Source organism: Chromobacterium sp. W521 (assembly GCF_052805975.1).
The window spans coordinates 47499-65629 of record NZ_JBRBAF010000010.1 but is presented as its reverse complement, the minus strand read 5'-3'; the positions used below and the strand labels follow the sequence as shown (position 1 = coordinate 65629).

Below are 18131 nucleotides of genomic sequence, written 5' to 3'. Positions count from 1 at the left end.
CGCTCATACAGCCAACCTTTTTTGCATGCGCTTCACCAAAAGGGAAGCGCCGAAACTGATCACGAAATACACCGCGCCGGCAAATAGCAGGAACTCATGCGGCAAACCGACGACATCGCCCTTGGAGCGGGCGGTGTTCAGGAAATCCATCAAACCCACAGCGTACACCAGCGAAGTGTCCTGGAACAGAATGATGGACTGCTGCAGCAGCAAGGGCGTCATCTTGCGGAAGGCCTGCGGCAGGATCACCAGCCGCATCACCTGGCCGTAGTTCATCCCCAGCGCGTAGGCCGCGCCGGCCTGGCCCTTGGGGATGGCCTGAATGCCCGCGCGGACGATTTCGGAGAAATACGCCGCCTCGAACATCACGAAGGCCACTAGGCAGGAGGTGAACGCGCCCACCGGTTCCAGGCTGCCGGTAATCCAGTTCAGCACCATCGGCACCACCAGATAGAACCAGGAGATCACCAGCAGCAAGGGGATGGAGCGGAAGTAATTAACGTAGAACTTGGCCAGCGGCGACAACACCCGGTGCTCGGAGAGCCGGGCCAGGGCCAGCAAGGTGCCCAACACCACGCCGCCCGCTACCGCCATCACCAGCAGTTTCAGGGTCAGCTGCATGCCTTGCCACAAACCCGGCAGCGCCGGAACGATCTGACTGAAATCCAATTCCATCATTTGCCCCCCATCATGCCGGGAATGCGCACGCGCCGCTCGATCCAGGCCATCAGCGTCATCAAGCTCATATTGAGCACGAAATAGATGATGGTGGCCAGGGTGAAGGCCTCAAAGATGTTGGCGGAGAACTCCGCGGTCTGCTTGGTTTGCGCCAGCAGCTCCATCAGGCCAATCAGCGAAGCCACCGAGGAGTTCTTGAAAATATTCAAAAACTCGCTGGTCAGCGGCGGAATGATGATGCGGAAGGCCTGGGGCAACAGCACGTGCCGGTAGGCTTGCGGCAAGGTGAAGCCCATCGCCTGCGCCGCGTTGCGCTGACCACGCGGCAGAGCCTCGATGCCGGTGCGCACTTGCTCGCACACCCGCGCCGCGGTGAACAGCCCCAAACACACCACTACCGACAGAAAGGCGGAAGTGGCCGGCGCCAGGTCCTGCTTGAACCAGGTTTGCGCGCCCTCGGGCAGCAGATCCGGGATCAGAAAGTACCAGACGAACAATTGCACCAACAAGGGCACATTGCGGAACAACTCGACGTAGGCGGTGGCAATGCCCGCCACCCACCGGTTCGACACCGTGCGCATCACGCCCAGCACCGAGCCCAAAGCCAGGGCGATCGCCCAGCCGGCCAACGCCACGGCGATGGTCCAGCCCAGGCCGGACACGAACCAGTTCAGATAGATTTCGCTACCCACCCCGGTGGACTTGAAAAACACCATCCAGTCCCAGTGGTAATTCATGCTTCACTCCCACAACGCCAGCCCGCCGGCGCGCTCATCCGCGCCGGCGGGCCGCGGCCCGGCTTAAACGCCCGGCCACACACAAAGAAAGCGGGTACGGCCGCGCGCCCCGTGCTCCTCGCGAAACGGCGGGGAACACGGGGCGGCGACGCGCCAACCGCGACTTACATCTGCTCGGCAGACTTGTCGGTCGGCTTGGCGATCAGCTCCTTGAATTCATCGGACATCGGGAAGTTCAGGTTCAGCCCCTTGGGCGGCACCGGGCTGGTGAACCACTTGGCGTAGATCTTGTTGACCTCGCCGGACTTGAAGGTGTTGCTCAGCGCGGTGTCCACCACTTTCTTGAAGGCGGGATCTTCCTTGCGCAGCATGCAGCCGTAGATCTCGTAGGACTGCGCCTTGCCGGTGACCACCCAGTTGGCCGGGTTCTTGGCCTTGGCCATCTCGCCGTACAGCAGCGCGTCGTCCATCATGAAGGCGGCGGCGCGGCCGGACTCCAGCATCAGGAAGGATTCGCCGTGATCCTTGGCCGAGATAATGTTCATGCCCAGCTTCTTATCGGCGTTCATCGCCTTGATCAGGCGCTCGGAAGTGGTGCCGGCGGTGGTCACCACGTTCTTGCCCTTCAGATCCGGGAAGTCTTTGATGCCGGAGGTCTTGGCGGTCAACAGACGGGTGCCGATTTCAAAGATGCCCACCGAGAACGCCACTTGCTTCTGACGCTCCACATTATTGGTGGTGGAACCGCACTCCAGATCCACTGTGCCGTTTTGCACCAGCGGGATGCGAGTCTGCGACGTCACCAGATTGTATTTGACCTGCAGGTTCGGCATTTTCAGCTCTTTTTTCACCTGCTCAACCACTTTGTTGGCCAAATCCACCGAGTAGCCCACCGGCTTCTGGTTATTGTCGTAGTAGGAAAACGGAATGGACGCGTCGCGGTTGCCCAAAACGATCACGCCGGAATCCTTGATTTTCTTGAGAGTGCCGGTCAGTTCGGCGGCCATGGCCGGAGCGGCGCAGAAGGCGCCCAAAGTGGCGGCACAGATCAGGGTGGAGCGAATACGCATGAAGTTTCTCCTTTTTCACTTCCTGTGATAGACAGCCCCCGCCAACAAGGACGGGGACAGACGACTCTTTGTAGTGCGGCGGGCGCTGAACGCCCGCTCGTGTTTTTTACTTTCAACGCCCTGTTACTGGCGTTTGGCCTTGAGGCCTTTCGAGCTCAGATAATTGGCCAGGCGGACGTAATCCCCCACCGGCAGGTTCTCCGGCCGCAGCCCGGGATCGAGCGCCAGCGCGGCGAAGCCATCCGCGTCCAGCAGACCCTTCAAATTGTTCTTCAGCGTCTTGCGCCGCTGCGAAAACGCCGTGGTCACCACCTGCTCCAGCAGCGCCTCATCGTCGGCCACGCCGCAACGGCCCGGTGCCGGAATCATCCGCACCACGGCGGAATCCACCTTCGGAGGCGGCCAGAACGCTTCCGGCGGCACATGCAGGATGTTCTCCATTTCAAAGCGATACTGCAACATCACCGTCAATCGGCCGTAGTCGGCGGTGGACGGCTCCGCCACCATGCGTTCGATCACCTCTTTTTGCAACATGAAATGCATGTCGGTGACTTTCTGACCGTAAGTGGCCAGATGGAACAGCAGGGGCGTGGAAATATTGTAAGGCAGATTACCGACGATCTTCAGCTTGCCCTCCGCCACCGAGGCGAAGTCGAACGCCAGCGCGTCCCCGGCATGAATGCTCAAACGCTCCGCCGGAAACTCCGTTTGCAAACGGCTGATGATGTCGCGGTCGATCTCCACCACATGCAGATGCTTGAGTGCAGCCAATAGCGGCTTGGTGATCGCGCCCAGTCCGGGGCCGATCTCGATGACGACATCGTCCGGCTGCGGATTCACCGCATGCACGATGTTGGCGATGACGCTGGCGTCCTGCAGGAAATTCTGGCCGAAGCGCTTGCGCGGAATATGTTTGTTCATGAAATCTGCTAATCAGTACAAAGAACGGAGAAGCGCCGGACAGCTTGCCGTCGCGCCTCATTGTCGAAGTCAATTCTCAAGTTTTGGCCAATTGTCTGCCGATTGTAGGCTGCCCGACAAGAGCTAAAGCCGCCCCTGCGCCACAAATCTCACAATACATGCCAAACACTTGAAAATCAGTGAGGATTTTCCCGAATCGCCGCGGCGGGCCGGGTCAGCCAACGGCACAATCCGGCCAACAGCAACACCATCGCGCCCAGCGCCCATTCGCCCGGCAACGGCAAAGCGGCCAGGCCCGCCGACACGCCGGCTGCGAACAACATCTGCCCGCAGCCCAACAAGGCGGCGGCGCGGCCGGCGCCCTGAGAGAACGGCGCCATCGCCATGCCGCTGGCCGGCCCCAATGTCCAGGCGAAGCCCACGCTCAGCACGCCTATCGGCAACATATAGTGCCAAGCGCCCGGCTGGCCGGATAGCGACAACAACATGACCCCCGCCAGCAACATGATGTTGAGACCGTAGCGCAACATCGCTTTTTGACCAAAGCGGCCGATCAGCTTCAAGCCAAGGAAGCTGGCCGCCATCACCAAGAGGGCGTTGCCGCCGAACAGCAAGCCGAAGGTGGTGGCGTCCACCCCGCCGCGCTCAATCAGCACCGCCGGCGCCAGCGTCACATAGCTGACGATCAAAGCCAGCGCCGCGCAGCAGCAAGCCCCATAGCGGCGCAGCGCCTGCGTGGACAGCACTTGGCGCATGCTGATCGCCGGCCCTCCGTCGGCGCTGGCAACAGCGGGCCGGGTTTCCGGCATCTTCCAGGCCAGCCACGCCGCCGCCAGCACCGCGCTGCCTGCCAGCGCCAGGAAGCAGGACTGCCAGCCCCAGCGCACAGTCAGCCAGCCGCCCAGCAAGGGCGCCATCGCCGGCACCACGTTCAGAGCGGCATTGAGCAGGCTGTAGCGCTGCGCGGCGGCATTGCCGGAAAAACAATCTCGCACCAGGGTGAACGCGCACACCGAACTGGCGCTAGCGCCCAAGCCCTGCAGCGCGCGCAAGCCCAGAAAACCGCCCAGACTGTCGCTGCGGCTAGCCAGAAACGCGGCCGCGGCATACAGCAGCAGGCCGCCCAAAGCCACCGGCTTGCGGCCTATCCTGTCCGCCAACGGGCCGAACAGCAACTGCCCCAGCCCCAGGCTGAAAATGAACACGCTGAGGCTGATCGCGACATCGGCCTGAAAATGCAGCTGCATCGCCGGCATTGCCGACAGGTAAAGATCGATGCCCAAGGGATTGAACAAGATCAACAAGATGGCCGCCAAGGTAGCGGCGCGGGCAAACGGAGAAGCGCTAGGGTTGGGCATCGGGGTATGACGACAGGGGATGGGGAAGCAAGCCGCCATGATACCGGGGAGAGCGCCCCGCCGCAGCAGGGCGCAGGAAAAAAACCCGCCAGGGCACCGCTTCCGCGCCTTTAAAAACAGCAAATTGACGCCACTTAACACGGACCGCGCCGGCCTGAAAAAGCCTGGTGCCTGATGGATTCGATGGTTGCGGCATCACGCGTCTGGTAACCTAGACAGCGACCGAAAGAACAAATGAGCAGACTATCATGACCGCAAATGACACCCGGATTTACCTGTCCTCCGGCAGCCCTCGCCGCCGCGAAATTCTGGAACAGTTGGGCATGCACCTGGAGCGCATCCACGCCGATATCGACGAATCGGTGCGGCCCGGCGAATCCGCCGTCGCTTACACAGAACGGCTGGCGCTGTCCAAGGCCGAGGCCGGCTGGCAGGTCGTGGTGTCTTGCGGACTGCCGTCCCGGCCCTTGCTGGCCGCCGACACCACGGTGGCGATGGACGGCGAAATCTTCGGCAAGCCGGAAAACGCCGACGACGCCCGCCGCATGCTACGGGCCTTCTCCGGCCGCAGCCATCAAGCCATCACCAGCGTGGCGGTGCGCGAAGGCGACAAGGTGCGGCTCAAGACCTCGGTCACCGAGGTGTTCTTCCGTCCGCTCAGCGAGCAGGACATTGAGCGCTACCTGGGCAGCGGCGAGCCTTTCGACAAGGCCGGCGCTTACGGCATCCAGGGCAAAGCCAACGTCTTCGTCGAGCGCATCCACGGCAGCCACAGCGGCGTGATGGGCCTGCCTATCTTCGAAACCGCGGCGCTGCTGAGCGAATTCGGCTTCCAGTTTCCATGAGCGCCCGGGGGACCACCATGCTGCATCAATCGATACCCCTGCCGCGCGATCTGCCGCGCCCCAAGGAACAAATCCTGGTCAACATCACCCCGCAGGAAACCCGAGTCGCGGTGCTGGAAGACGCCGTGGTTCAGGAACTGCATGTGGAGCGCGCAGCCAGCCGCGGCATTGTCGGCAACATCTATCTGGGCCAGGTCAAGCGCGTGCTGCCCGGCATGCAGAGCGCCTTCATTGAAATCGGCTTGGAACGCGCCGCCTTTCTGCATATCGCCGACGTGCTGGAACAGCGCCAGCACCCGACCGAACCCCAACGCATCGAGAAGATGCTGTTCGAGGGGCAGACCGTGCTGGTGCAGGTGATCAAGGATCCGATTGGCACCAAGGGCGCGCGTCTGTCCACCCAGATCTCGCTGGCCGGACGCTTCCTCGTGCACTTGCCGCAGGAAGAGCACATCGGCGTATCGCAGAAGATAGACAGCGAAAGCGAGCGCCACAATCTGAAATCCAGGCTGGAAAAACTGTTGCCGGCCAACAGCCCTCGCGGCTACATCATCCGCACCAGCGCCGAGACCGCGCGCGACGACGAATTGGCCGCCGACATCGGCTACTTGTCCAAGCTGTGGTCCGACATCCGCCACAAATCCCAGCACCTGCCGGCGCAAAGCCTGCTCTACGAAGACCTCCCGCTGGCGGTGCGCGTGCTGCGCGACATGGTCAGCGGCTTCACCGACCAGGTGGTGGTGGACTCCACGGAAAACTACAGCCGCATGGTGGAGTTTGCCGAGCAATACGTGCAGATCGCCGTGGACAAGATAGAACGCTACAGCGGAGAACGCCCGCTGTTCGAGCTGCACGGCATCGAGGCCGAGATCGACAAGGCGCTGGCGCGCCGCGTCAACCTGAAGTTCGGCGGCTATCTGATCATCGACCAGACCGAGGCGATGACCACCATTGACGTCAACACCGGCGGCTTCGTCGGCAACCGCAATTTCGACGAAACCATCTTCAAGACCAATCTGGAAGCCACCCAGACCATCGCCCGACAGCTGCGGCTGCGCAATCTGGGCGGCATCATCATCGTCGACTTCATCGACATGGACAACGACGAGCACCAATCCGCGGTGCTGGCGGAGCTGGCCAAGGCGATGGCGCGCGACCGTACCCGCGTCACCCTCAACGGCTTTACCAGCCTGGGCCTGGTGGAAATCACCCGCAAGCGCACCCGTGAAAGCCTGGCCCACGTACTGTGCGAGCCCTGCCCCACCTGTCAGGGCCGCGGCGAGATCAAGACCGCGCAAACCGTGTGCTACGAGATCCAGCGCGAGATTGTGCGCGAAGCGCGTCAGTTCGACGCCAAGGGTTACCGCATCCTGGCCGCGCAATCGGTGATCGACATGTTCATCGACGAAGAATCGCAAAGCCTGGCGATGCTGATCGACTTCATCGGCAAGCCGATCTCGCTGTCGGTGGAAGCCACCTACACCCAGGAGCAATTCGACGTCGTCCTGCTGTAAGCCGCCATGTCATTCCGCCCGTTTCGTCTGGCGGCCCGGCTGCCGCGCCTGTTGTCCCGCGCGGCGCTGGGCCTGCTGGCGCTAATTTCGCTCTACCTGCTCGCCGCGCTGACGCTTGGCCTGCTCCCGGTCAACCGTGACTGGCGACAGAGCGACGCCGGCATTCCGGTTTTTCTGGACAGCAATGGTGTGCACGCTGGCCTGCTGCTGCCGCGCAGCGGCCCCGGCATGAACTGGGACGAGACCTTCCCCCCAGGGCATCCGCGCGCCGGGCCCAATCTGGACAAACGGCCCTATGTGGGCATAGGCTGGGGCAGCCGCAGCTTTTTCCTGGAAACACGGGACTGGTCGGACCTCACCCCAGGCAAAGCGCTTTACGCCCTGTCCGGGCTGGACGGCGCCGTACTGCATGTGGAATATCTGCCGATGCCGCGCGAAGGCGCCGCCACCCGGCGCCTGATGCTCGCGCCGGAACAATACCGGCGGCTGGCCGGCTTCATCCAGGCCTCCGTCGCCCGCGACGCAATCGGAAAAGCCCTCTGGATGCAGGGCTATCATTATCATGATCAGGATGCGTTTTATCTGGCCAACGGCCGCTATAGCCCGTTGACCACCTGCAACCAGTGGGTGCGCGACGCGCTGGCGGCCAGCGGCGTGCGCACCGCCTGGTGGTCCCCATTCGACCACGCACTATTCTGGCAATTGAAAGACCGCTGAGACGATCGCCTCGGCGTAAGGGAGTTTCGCAAAATGAACGAAGAAAACGGCGATCCGCTCTGGTTCGCCATCCGGCAGGAAGCCGAACAAGCCGCGCAAGACGAGCCCATGCTGGCCAGTTTCCTGCACATGACCGTGCTGCGCCACAATACCCTGGAAGACGTGCTGGCCTTTCACCTGTCCAGCAAGCTCGCCAGCCCGGTGATGGACGCCCGCGCGCTGATGGAACTGTTCCGAGAAGCGCTGGACGCCGACCCGGCCATCAGCGCAGCCACGCGCGCCGACATCAGCGCCTGCTTCGACCGCGATCCGGCCTGCGACAACTACTCCACCCCGCTGCTCTATTTCAAAGGCTTCCACGCCATCCAGTGCCAGCGCATCACCCACTGGCTGTGGCGGGAAGAGCGCAAAACCCTGGCGCTGTTTCTGCAAAACCGCATTTCCGAAGTCACCGGCGCCGACATCCACCCGGCCGCCCGCATCGGCCAGGGCGTGATGCTGGACCACGGCACGGGCGTCGTGGTGGGCGAAACCGCCGTCATCGGCGATAACGTCTCGATGCTGCAGGGCGTGACCCTGGGCGGAACCGGCAAGGAACACGGCGACCGCCATCCCAAGATCGCCGACGGCGTGCTGATCGGCGCCAACACCTCCATCCTCGGCAACATCCAGGTGGGCGCCTGCGCCAAGATAGGCGCCGGCAGCGTGGTGCTGGAAGACGTGCCGGCCCACACCACCGTGGTCGGCGTGCCCGCCCGCGTGGTGGCCCGCGCCTGCGAAGGCACCCCGGCGCTGGATATGGATCAGCGCGTATGAGCGCTGAGCGGGCCCACCTCGCTGTCGGCGACTCCGCCGCCGGCATGCTGAACGCACTGCGACGCGACGGCCTGCTCAACGGCGAAGTCCTACCCTTCATCGAAGATCTAAGCGCCGGCCCGCTTCTGGACGCCGACGCCATCGATCAAGGCCTGCGCCTGGCCTGGCACCAACAACTGCTACAAGCTCAACCCTGGCTGCCGGAATACGAGGACGGCTGGCTGCTCCGCCACCAGGCCAGCCGCAAGGCGCTGCTGCGGCTTCTGGAACAGCCGCGCCCGCTCACTGTCTGGCTGGGCCGCAACGCCGGCGACCACCTGACGCTGGCGCTGCTGGCAGAACAACTGCCGGCGCACTGCCCGCTGTCCGTCATCGCCGTGCCGGAACCGGCATGGCAAGCCGGCGACGAGATGGCGGAATGGAGCCTGGCCATGCTGCCGCTGGAACGGCTGGCCGCCTGCCGGCCGCTGCAACGCCCGCTCAGCGCCGCGGAACGGCAAGCGCTGGCCGCGCAATGGCGCCACTGGCGCGAACGCGGCCAGGGACTACGCCGCTGGCAGGACAACACCATCGTTGAAGCGCCGCTGGAGCATTACGATGCGCTGCTGCTGGAACAGGCCGGCGCGGACCCGCTCGCTATCCAGCGCCTGGTCGGCGCCGCGTTCATCCGCATCCGGGACGCACTGGTTTCATCCGACCTTCTGTTCTGGCGCGTACAGCAACTGCTGCGCGCGGGTCGGCTCTGCGCCGAAAGCGCGGCTGGAACGGCGGGTTCTTCCCCGCGAATCCGCCGCTGCGCCTGAAGCCCAGTTGCTACAGCGCGACATCTGCCCTGAAGGACTACAGCAAGCGCTTGGTGATGCACAGCCGCGCGGGTAAAATCCCAGCCCTTGACGCCTGCCCCGCCATTGAATGGCAGCGTCCTGCAATCCTCAGGAAGCCCACCCCATGAATGTCAGAGTTGTCGACTACCACGCGCCGGACGCCGCGGAACAATTCACCCGTTCGCTGCACGAAACCGGCTTCGGCGTGCTGGTCAATCATCCGGTACCCCAGGACTTGGTCGAAAAAATCTATGCGGACTGGCTTGCCTTCTTCAACAGCCAGGCCAAATACGACTACGCCTTCTCCATGGAGCGCCAGGACGGCTGGTTTTCCCCGGAGGTGTCGGAAACCGCCAAGGGCTCAAGCCTGAAAGACATCAAGGAATACTTCCACATCTACCCGTGGGGCCGTGTGCCGCCGGAACTCAAGGCGGATGCCGACCGCTACTACGCCGTCGCCAACCAGTTGGCTCAAGAGCTGCTGTCCTGGGTGCAGCAATACACCCCGGCCCACATCGCCGCCAGCTACACCGAACCGCTGTCCCACATGATCGCAGACAGCCAGAAGACCCTGCTGCGCGTGCTGCGCTATCCGCCGCTCACCGGCCGGGAACCCGCCGGCTCGCTGCGCGCCGCCGCCCACGGCGACATCAATCTGCTGACCATCCTGCCCGCCGCCAACGAACCTGGCCTGCAAGTACAGGACAAGCAAGGCGAGTGGCTGGACGTGCCCTGTGATTTCGGCACCCTGGTGGTCAATATCGGCGACATGCTGCAAGAAGCCTCCGGCGGCTACTACCCGTCCACCCAGCACCGCGTGGTCAACCCCACCGGCGAAGGCGCGACCAAGAGCCGTATCTCGCTGCCGCTGTTCCTGCACCCGCGGCCGGAAGTAGTGCTGTCCAGCCGCTACACCGCGGACAGCTATCTGAACGAGCGCCTACGCGAACTGGGCGTCAAACAGTAAGCCCCTGCCGGCGGAAGCCCCACTCTCCGCCGGCGGATTCCACAATTAAGATCAAACATTCATTAGTGTTACGCTATCGACTTGAGCAAAAGAATCAACTGGCATACAGAAATGAGAATGACTATCATTCAGTTAATTCTCACCGAGGAGCCTAGCCATGCTCAAGACCATCACCTTCGCCATCTGCCATTTCACTGTCGCCTTCAGCGTGGCCTATCTACTGACCGGCAATATCGGCGTTTCCAGCCTGCTGGCCCTGGTGGAACCGCTGGTCAACACCGTGGCTTATTACTTCCACGAAAAAGTGTGGGACCGCATCCGCGGCCGCAAGGCCCAAGCCGCCGAAACCGGCGCTGCCGGGCACAACGCCCTGTTCCATCAGCACTGACTTCTTCGACGCCGTGCCCGCTCACCGGGCACGGCCCCTTCCCCTCCGCTCCCTTTTTTTTCATCATGCCAATGAATTTCTGTGTTGACAGAAATTTCGGAAACAAATATTGTTAACCCCATGGAACTGACACCCGTATCTCAACGCTTCGTGCTGCACTGGGGCGAAATGGGCACCCGCTGGGGCGTGAACCGCACCGTTGCTCAAATACACGCGCTGCTGTTCATTACCGGACGCCCGCTGAACGCCGAGGAACTGGCCGACACCCTCAACGTGGCCCGCTCCAACATCAGCAATAGTCTGAAAGAGCTGCAAAACTGGCAACTGATCCGCACCGTGCATGTGCTGGGCGACCGCCGCGACCACTTCGAGACCTCGGGCGATGTCTGGGAACTGTTCCGCATCATCGTGGCGGAGCGGCAACGCCGCGAAATCGAACCCACGCTGCTGGTGCTGAAGGAATGCATGGACAGCCCAGACTTTCAGCAGGAAAGCCCGCTGGCGCAGGAACGCATCCGCAACACCTGGCAGTTCATGGACACGCTGACCTCCTGGACCCGTGAAATGCTGCGGCTGTCCACCGCCACCCTGAGCCGGGTATTGAAGATGGGCGCCAGTATCCAGAAGCTGCTGGGCCGGGACAAGTAAACACACGGCGCGGGTTGGATCGGCGCAGCCACAATGCCCGCCCTTTTTTTTTGCCACTATATTTCTGTTTTGACAGAAATTTCAGAAACCAAGGAGAACACCATGAGCGGATTCATCATCAGCATGATCATCATCCCCCTGTTGTGCGGCCTGCTGTGCTGGTGGCTGCTGGCCGGGCCTTTGCGGCAAGTGACCCAAGCGCTTTGCGAGCACGGCGCTGGCGGCCCGTTCTGGCAACGCGCCTTCTTGATCCTGATCCTGGCCGGCCCGCTGCTAGCCGTGCAGCTGTTCGCGCCGGACGTCCCCTCCGCCTCCTTATGGCTGGACATCCGCGGCATCCTGATGTGGGCCTTGCTGGGCGTAGTGGCGCAAATGCTGGTGCTGTTGCGTCTGGTGTGGCGACAAGTGGCGCCGCGTACCGGCGCCCATCAGGTCCAAACCGCGCCGGCCGCTCCCCGGGAGGCTGCGCAATGAAGATACTGCTCTTGGGCGGCAGCGGCTTCATCGGCCGGCCGCTGCGTCAGCGCCTGGAACGAGACGGTCATCACGTCAGCGCGCCCAGCCGTCGCCAGTTGGATCTGCGCCAGCCGCGCGCCGATTGGCGTTACTGGCTGGAAAACGTCGACGTGGTGGTCAACGCCGCCGGCCAACTGCTGGACCGCCCGACCGGCGCGCTGGAAGCCATTCATCACCTGGGGCCGCTGCAGTTGGCCAGCATGGCCTATCAGGCCGATGTCCGCCGCTGGGTGCAATTATCGGCCCTCGGCGCGGATCCGCAAGCGGACACCCTGTTCCTGGCCGGCAAGGGCCGCGGCGACGCCGCCCTGCTGGCCAGCGGCCTGGAGGCGCGCATCGCGCGCCCCTCGCTGATCTACGGTCCACAAGGCGCCAGCAGCCGTCTGCTGCTGCAACTGGCGCGGCTGCCGCTGTGGCTGCTGCCCGACGGCGGCAGCCAACGGGTGCAGCCGGTCGCGCGCGACGACGTGATCGACGGTCTGGCGAGGCTGGCCGCGGCCGATGAAGCGCCGGAGGGCGTCGTCGATTTCGTCGGCGCCGAAGCGCTGACGCTGGCTGACTATCTGCGCCAGCTGCGCCAACTGCAAGGCCTGTCCTCGCCCGCCTACATACTCAACCTGCCGCCTCAAGCCAGCCGGGCGCTGGCGACGCTGGCCGAACGCTGGCCGGCCAGCCTGATCAGCCGCGATACCCTGACCATGCTGAACCGCGGCAGCTGCGGCGACCCGGCCGCCCTCGGGGCACTGCTGCAACGCGCCCCGCTGGCCAGCAGCCAATTCCGGGAAGCGCCATGAATCCGTCCACACGCAATATTGAATACGCGCTGGCGGCGCTGTGGCTGTGGAGCGGCCTACAGCCGCTGCTCAGCGCCTGGGACGCGTCCATCGTCATGCTGCAGCGTTTGCCGCTACCCGTCGGCTGGGCAGCGCCGCTCTTCCTCGCCGCCTGCGGCCTGGACCTCGCCTTCGGTCTGCTGACCCTACTGCGCCCCTGCCGCGCCTTGTGGCGGGCCCAAGCCGCAGCGGTCGCCGGCTATAGCCTTACGCTGGCGATCTGGCTGCCGGAAAACTGGCTGCATCCGTTCGCGCCCTTAATGAAGAACCTTCCCATTCTGGCCATGCTGCTTTGGCTGGGCGCTCGCCGGGAGACTCTCTCATGAACGTCTATCTCGTGGTCAAAACCTTGCATATCCTGTCCGCCACCCTGATGGTGGGCACCGGCTTCGGCTCAGCCTTCTACATGTTCTTCGTCAACCGCGGCCGCCAGAGCGCAGCCCAGGCCGAGGTAGCGCGGCTTGTGGTGCGCGCCGACTGGTGGTTCACCACTCCAGCAGTGATTTTTCAGCCGCTGTCCGGTCTGTGGCTGGCGCGGCAGGCCGGTTGGCCTCTGGCCAGCGGCTGGCTGCTTGCCTCCATCGGACTGTTCCTGTTCGCCGGCCTATGCTGGCTGCCGGTACTACGGCTGCAAATCCGCATGGCGACGATGGCGCGCGCCGCCGTCGCCGCCGGCCAACCGCTGCCGGCGCGCTACTGGCGCTACGCCCACTATTGGGAATGCCTGGGCTATCCGGCCTTTCTGGCCATGCTTACCACATACTTCCTTATGGTGATAAAACCGGCTGGTTGAGCTGAAAAGCAGATAAAATGCCTGGTTTTTATTATTCAAGCCCGAATCACGGCTTGATCTCTCTGCAATATGTCGCTCACTCCTCATTCCTGCATCGATGCCAAAGCTTACCGGCCGGACATCGACGGCTTGCGCGCACTGGCCGTGCTCAGCGTGGTCGCCTTCCACATCGGCCTGCCTGGATTCGGCGGCGGCTTTGTCGGCGTAGACATTTTTTTCGTCATTTCCGGTTTTCTGATCAGTGGCCTGCTACGTCAGGAATTGCTGGCGCAAGGCCGCATTGACTTCAAGGCATTCTACGCGCGTCGCATCCGCAGACTGGCTCCGGCCCTAGCGCTGGTGCTGGCCGCCAGCCTGGTTCTGGCCTATTTCGTGATGCTGCCGGACGACCAGATAAAACTGGGACGAGAAGTGCGCGCGGTTGCCACGTTGTCCGCTAACCATCACTTTCTCAAACACGCCTTCGATTATTTCGACTCCGACGCCGACCTCAAAGTCTTCCTTCACACTTGGTCGCTGGCGGTGGAGGAGCAATATTATCTGGTCTGGCCCTTGCTGCTATGGGCCGTTTTCCGTCTGAGCAAGGCGGATCGCCATGTTACCGACTCGCGCATGCGCTTGGTGCTGGGTGCGGTCCTGCTTGGATCACTGTGCTTGAGCTTATGGCTAAGCTATCGCGATACGCCGCAAGCCTTTTATCTGATGCCCGCCCGCGCCTGGGAATTCGCCGCCGGCTCCTTGCTGGCTTTGCTACCACCCCCGCGCGGAGGCCGGCGTCTGGCTTTGCCCATCGCTGCTCTCGGCCTGGCGCTGTTGCTGGGATCAATCGCGCTACTGAATGAGCGTATGGTCTTTCCCGGCGTCATTGTGTTGCTGCCGGTCATCGGCAGCGTGCTATTCATTCTGGCCGGCATGCTGGACGCATCCAATCCGATAAGCCGCTGCATCGGCTCTCGTCCGTGGACCAGCATCGGTCTGCTGTCCTACGGCTTTTATCTGTGGCATTGGCCACTGCTGGCGCTGGGCCGCTACTGGGGCCTGGGCGAGCGCGACCTCACCCGCGACATGCTCTTGGGCGGAGTCCTGGCGCTGGCTCTGGCCTGGCTGAGCTACCGCTATGTGGAGCAACCACTGCGCCGAGGGCAATGGCGAAAGCTGCGCGACGTCAAATCCACGCTGCGGACCGGCCTGAGCATCACTCTCGGCCTGTGGCTGCTGGGGACTGCCGCTATGTACCTGCCCAAGCGCTTCCCTTGGCCGGGGCAGCAAAATATTCTGCAGGCCAAACGCGACGCTTTTCATTTTGTTGGCGATTGCGGCATGCCGGCCGACGGTGCCCCTTTGCCCTCACGCTCGCAATGCCTGATCGGCTCGCCCGGCGCTCCGCTTAAACTGCTGGCCTGGGGCGACTCCCATACCGATCATCTGATGCCGCTGTACGACACACTGGCCAAAGAGAGCGGCGTCGCCATCCTGCGCCGGGTCTACCACGGCTGCCCGCCCCTGGCCGACGCCATGCCCGTGGGCGAAGGCAAAAAACGTAGTTGGTGCCCCAACTTCGCCCGAGCCGTGCGCGCGGAACTACCTCAGTTGGCGGCCCAAGGCGTCACCGGGGTACTCCTCAATGCGCGCTGGAACAGCTACACCGCACAAGACTTGCCGGGCAGGCCCGCCATGACCGGGCTGGTTGCCGCAGGCCTTGACGGCACTCCCAACCTATCCGGCGGCATGAAGGCCGGCGTCGCTCCGCTAGACCGCGCCACCTCGCTGCAAGTCCTGGAACAATCGTTGAACCGCAGCGCGCAAGACATGGCCGGCCTGGGACTGAAGATCGTCCTAGTGCTGCCGGAAGCGGAGATGAGCAAGTCGCCGCCGGAATGCGTCGCCCGCTTGGGCGCTGCGGGCTGCGATGTTCCGCGTGCTGAAGTTGAGAGCCGTCGCCTGCAAATTGTTCAGCTATTGCAACGCGTCGCCGCCCGTCACGCGAATATCCGCCTGTGGGAGCCTTTGGACCAGTTCTGCGACGCCAAAACCTGCTTCGCCAGCCGTGATGGCAAAGTGCGCTATCAAGACAAGGACCACATCACCGCCAGCATGGCGCTGACCTTGACGGAAAGCTTCCGTCCCAGCTTCGACTGGGCAAGAAGCGCCGAACGCTAAACCCTCCCCTGCGAATGGCAGCCTCTTGGCTGCCATTTTCGCTTTTCCCCACGCAATGCCGACGACGTCGACGCCTAGTGTAAAATGGCGTTTTGCCTGAACCAGATAGACACCTCGCCATGACAGATCTCCTCGCCGGCCTCAATCCAGAACAACTGCGCGCCGTCACCTGGCCCGACAAGAGCGCGCTGGTGCTGGCCGGCGCGGGCAGCGGCAAAACCCGGGTGCTGACCACCCGCATCGCCTGGCTGCTGTCCACCGGGCAGACCAGTCCCAGCGGCATTTTGGCAGTGACCTTCACCAACAAGGCCGCGCGCGAGATGCAAACCCGGCTGGCGAGCATGGTTCCTGTGAACGTGCGCACCATGTGGATAGGCACCTTCCACGGCCTGTGCAACCGCTTTCTGCGCTCGCACTACCGCGACGCCGGCCTGCCGCAGACCTTCCAGATCCTGGACTCCGCCGACCAACAAGTGGCCATCAAGCGCCTGCTGAAAAGCCTGGAACTGTCCGACGAGAAATTTCCGCCGCGCGCGGTGCAAAGCTTCATCAACGGCAGCAAGGAAGCCGGCCTGCGCGCCGACAAGCTGCCGCCGGCGCTCAATCCCTACGAAGCCAAACTGGTGGAACTGTACGCCGCCTACGACGCCCAGTGTCGCCGCGAAGGCGTGGTGGACTTCGCCGAGCTACTGCTGCGCAGCTACGAACTGCTGAACGCCAATCAGGCCCTGCGCCAGCACTACTGCAGCCGCTTCCGCCACATCCTAGTGGACGAGTTTCAGGACACCAACCGTCTACAATACGCCTGGCTCAAGCTCCTGGCCGGCGACGACGGTTCCTTGTTCGCCGTCGGTGACGACGACCAGAGCATCTACGCTTTCCGCGGCGCGGAAGTGGGCAATATGCGTTCCCTTCTCAACGATTTCTCGGTCAGCGAGCCGGTGCGCCTGGAGCAAAACTACCGCTCGATGGGTAATATCCTCAACGCCGCCAACGCGCTGATTGAGCAGAATGACGGCCGGCTGGGCAAGAATCTGTGGACCGACGCCGGCGAGGGTGAAAAGATCCGTCTGTTCGAGGCCTATTCCGACGGCGAGGAAGCCGAATTCATCACCGACGAGGTGCGCAGCCTCAAGCGCGATGGTTTCAACCTCTCCGACATGGCCATTCTCTACCGCTCCAACGCCCAGTCGCGACTGCTGGAGCATGTGCTGGTCAACGCCCAGATTCCCTACCGCATCTACGGCGGCCTGCGCTTTTTCGAGCGTCAGGAAGTCAAGCACGCGCTGGCCTATCTGCGTCTGATCGCCAACCCGGAAGACGACAACGCGCTGTTGCGCGTGATCAATGTGCCGGCGCGCGGCATCGGCGCGCGCACGGTGGAAGGCCTGCAGGCGGTCAGCCGCGAGCAAGGCGTCACGCTGTGGCAGGCCGCCTGCGCCTCCGGCGGCGGCCGCACCGCCGCCAAGCTGGGCGAATTCGTACTGCTGGTGGAGCGCATGCGCGAGCGCAGCCGCGAACTGAAGCTGGCCGAGGCCGTCAGCCTGGCCATAGACGACTCCGGCCTGCGCGCAATGTACGAACAGGACAAGAAGGAAGGCGAAGAACGGCTGGCCAACCTGGACGAATTGATCAACGCCGCCGCGGGCTTCATGCCGGACGATCCAGCGCAGGCGCTGACCGAATTCCTCAGCGCCGCCAGCCTGGAAGCCGGCGAGCACCAGGCCGAAGCCGGTAGCGACGCGTTGCAGCTAATGACGGTTCACGCCGCCAAGGGGCTGGAATTCGACGCCGTATTCGTCTCCGGCCTGGAAGAAGGCCTGTTCCCGCACGAAAACAGCATGAATGACGGCAAGGGCCTGCAGGAGGAACGCCGGCTGATGTACGTGGCCATCACCCGCGCCCGCCAGCGGCTCTATCTGTCCAACGCGCAAAGCCGCATGTTGCACGGCCAGAGCCGCTATCCGATCCGCTCTCGCTTCGTCGACGAAATCCCGACGGAGCTCACCCACGACCTATCTGCTAAAGTGAAAGCGCCGGCCAAGACAAATGCATCGACAAACACATCCTGGCGCACGGTCCCCAAAGTCGGCCGCGTGGCCGCTGACAACAGCCAGGGCTTCCGCATCGGCCAATCCGTCGAGCACGCCAAGTTCGGCAGCGGCGTGGTGATCAACGCCGAAGGCGGCGGCGAGGATGTGCGTCTGCAAATCAACTTCGCCGAACACGGCGTGAAGTGGCTGGATCTGCGCTACGCCAAACTAAGCGCCGGCTGAGCCTCTTCCCGCCGCAGCCGCGGCCGCTTGAGCGATTTTTATAAGTCACACTAATGACAGTTTGCGGAGA

The 18131-nt window shown here is 63.2% G+C and carries 19 protein-coding genes; 14 read left to right on the top strand and 5 right to left on the bottom strand.

Going from position 1 to position 18131, the window contains the following annotated elements; all coding sequences use genetic code 11:
* Positions 1-3: 3 nt before the first annotated feature.
* From ACUXV1_RS16625 to ACUXV1_RS16605, 5 genes are all read right to left on the bottom strand, one after another.
* Positions 4-678, bottom strand: coding sequence for an ABC transporter permease subunit (locus ACUXV1_RS16625; protein WP_196783807.1), 675 nt, complete (start codon positions 676-678; stop codon positions 4-6).
* Positions 675-1415, bottom strand: a complete 741-nt coding sequence (locus tag ACUXV1_RS16620) for an amino acid ABC transporter permease (RefSeq protein WP_043592404.1) — start codon at positions 1413-1415, stop codon at positions 675-677. Before ACUXV1_RS16620 ends, ACUXV1_RS16625 begins: the two co-directional genes overlap by 4 nt.
* A gap of 164 nt (positions 1416-1579) precedes the next feature.
* On the bottom strand, positions 1580-2485 hold the full coding sequence (locus ACUXV1_RS16615; protein ID WP_194427140.1) for a glutamate/aspartate ABC transporter substrate-binding protein: 906 nt from the start codon (positions 2483-2485) through the stop codon (positions 1580-1582).
* Positions 2486-2608: 123 nt separating this feature from the next.
* Complete coding sequence (rsmA, locus tag ACUXV1_RS16610) at positions 2609-3406, bottom strand: 16S rRNA (adenine(1518)-N(6)/adenine(1519)-N(6))-dimethyltransferase RsmA (protein ID WP_446016057.1); 798 nt, start codon at positions 3404-3406, stop codon at positions 2609-2611.
* A 176-nt stretch (positions 3407-3582) separates the two neighbouring features.
* Positions 3583-4764: a multidrug effflux MFS transporter gene (locus ACUXV1_RS16605; RefSeq protein ID WP_179140730.1), complete on the bottom strand. Its 1182-nt coding sequence runs from the start codon at positions 4762-4764 to the stop codon at positions 3583-3585.
* A gap of 248 nt (positions 4765-5012) precedes the next feature.
* On the opposite strand from ACUXV1_RS16605, the gene ACUXV1_RS16600 reads away from it, so the two are divergent.
* The 14 genes from ACUXV1_RS16600 (at position 5013) to ACUXV1_RS16535 (ending at position 18061) form a co-directional block, all read left to right on the top strand.
* Complete coding sequence (locus tag ACUXV1_RS16600) at positions 5013-5609, top strand: Maf family protein (RefSeq protein ID WP_446016058.1); 597 nt, start codon at positions 5013-5015, stop codon at positions 5607-5609.
* A 17-nt stretch (positions 5610-5626) separates the two neighbouring features.
* Entirely contained in the window at positions 5627-7123 is a 1497-nt protein-coding gene (gene rng / locus ACUXV1_RS16595; RefSeq protein ID WP_039755437.1) for a ribonuclease G, read from the top strand.
* Positions 7124-7129: 6 nt separating this feature from the next.
* Positions 7130-7840 carry a TIGR02117 family protein gene (locus ACUXV1_RS16590; RefSeq protein ID WP_446016059.1) on the top strand — a complete coding sequence of 237 codons (711 nt, stop codon included), beginning with the start codon at positions 7130-7132 and terminating at the stop codon, positions 7838-7840.
* Positions 7841-7873: 33 nt separating this feature from the next.
* Positions 7874-8656 (top strand): serine O-acetyltransferase, encoded by a 783-nt coding sequence (cysE, locus tag ACUXV1_RS16585; protein ID WP_019102377.1) that lies wholly within the window; start codon positions 7874-7876, stop codon positions 8654-8656.
* Complete coding sequence (locus tag ACUXV1_RS16580; RefSeq protein ID WP_446016060.1) at positions 8653-9459, top strand: DUF3658 domain-containing protein; 807 nt, start codon at positions 8653-8655, stop codon at positions 9457-9459. The genes cysE and ACUXV1_RS16580 overlap by 4 nt, the downstream gene beginning before the upstream one ends.
* Before the next feature lie 145 nt (positions 9460-9604).
* Positions 9605-10447, top strand: coding sequence for an isopenicillin N synthase family dioxygenase (locus ACUXV1_RS16575; RefSeq protein ID WP_446016061.1), 843 nt, complete (start codon positions 9605-9607; stop codon positions 10445-10447).
* A 157-nt stretch (positions 10448-10604) separates the two neighbouring features.
* A complete protein-coding gene (locus tag ACUXV1_RS16570) occupies positions 10605-10835 on the top strand; it encodes a DUF2061 domain-containing protein (protein WP_019102374.1) in 231 nt (76 codons plus the stop codon).
* A 120-nt stretch (positions 10836-10955) separates the two neighbouring features.
* Complete coding sequence (locus tag ACUXV1_RS16565) at positions 10956-11483, top strand: GbsR/MarR family transcriptional regulator (RefSeq protein ID WP_019102373.1); 528 nt, start codon at positions 10956-10958, stop codon at positions 11481-11483.
* Between the two features lie 102 nt (positions 11484-11585).
* Positions 11586-11957: a hypothetical protein gene (locus tag ACUXV1_RS16560; RefSeq protein WP_446016062.1), complete on the top strand. Its 372-nt coding sequence runs from the start codon at positions 11586-11588 to the stop codon at positions 11955-11957.
* Positions 11954-12793, top strand: coding sequence for a complex I NDUFA9 subunit family protein (locus tag ACUXV1_RS16555; RefSeq protein ID WP_446016063.1), 840 nt, complete (start codon positions 11954-11956; stop codon positions 12791-12793). Before ACUXV1_RS16560 ends, ACUXV1_RS16555 begins: the two co-directional genes overlap by 4 nt.
* The gene (locus ACUXV1_RS16550; RefSeq protein ID WP_337881990.1) at positions 12790-13158 is read left to right on the top strand and encodes a DoxX-like family protein; all 369 of its coding nucleotides are present in this window, start codon (positions 12790-12792) and stop codon (positions 13156-13158) included. Before ACUXV1_RS16555 ends, ACUXV1_RS16550 begins: the two co-directional genes overlap by 4 nt.
* Entirely contained in the window at positions 13155-13625 is a 471-nt protein-coding gene (locus tag ACUXV1_RS16545; RefSeq protein ID WP_446016065.1) for a DUF2269 family protein, read from the top strand. The genes ACUXV1_RS16550 and ACUXV1_RS16545 overlap by 4 nt, the downstream gene beginning before the upstream one ends.
* Before the next feature lie 69 nt (positions 13626-13694).
* Complete coding sequence (locus ACUXV1_RS16540; protein WP_081555216.1) at positions 13695-15785, top strand: acyltransferase family protein; 2091 nt, start codon at positions 13695-13697, stop codon at positions 15783-15785.
* Positions 15786-15904: 119 nt separating this feature from the next.
* On the top strand, positions 15905-18061 hold the full coding sequence (locus ACUXV1_RS16535) for a UvrD-helicase domain-containing protein (protein WP_446016066.1): 2157 nt from the start codon (positions 15905-15907) through the stop codon (positions 18059-18061).
* Positions 18062-18131: the final 70 nt, after the last annotated feature.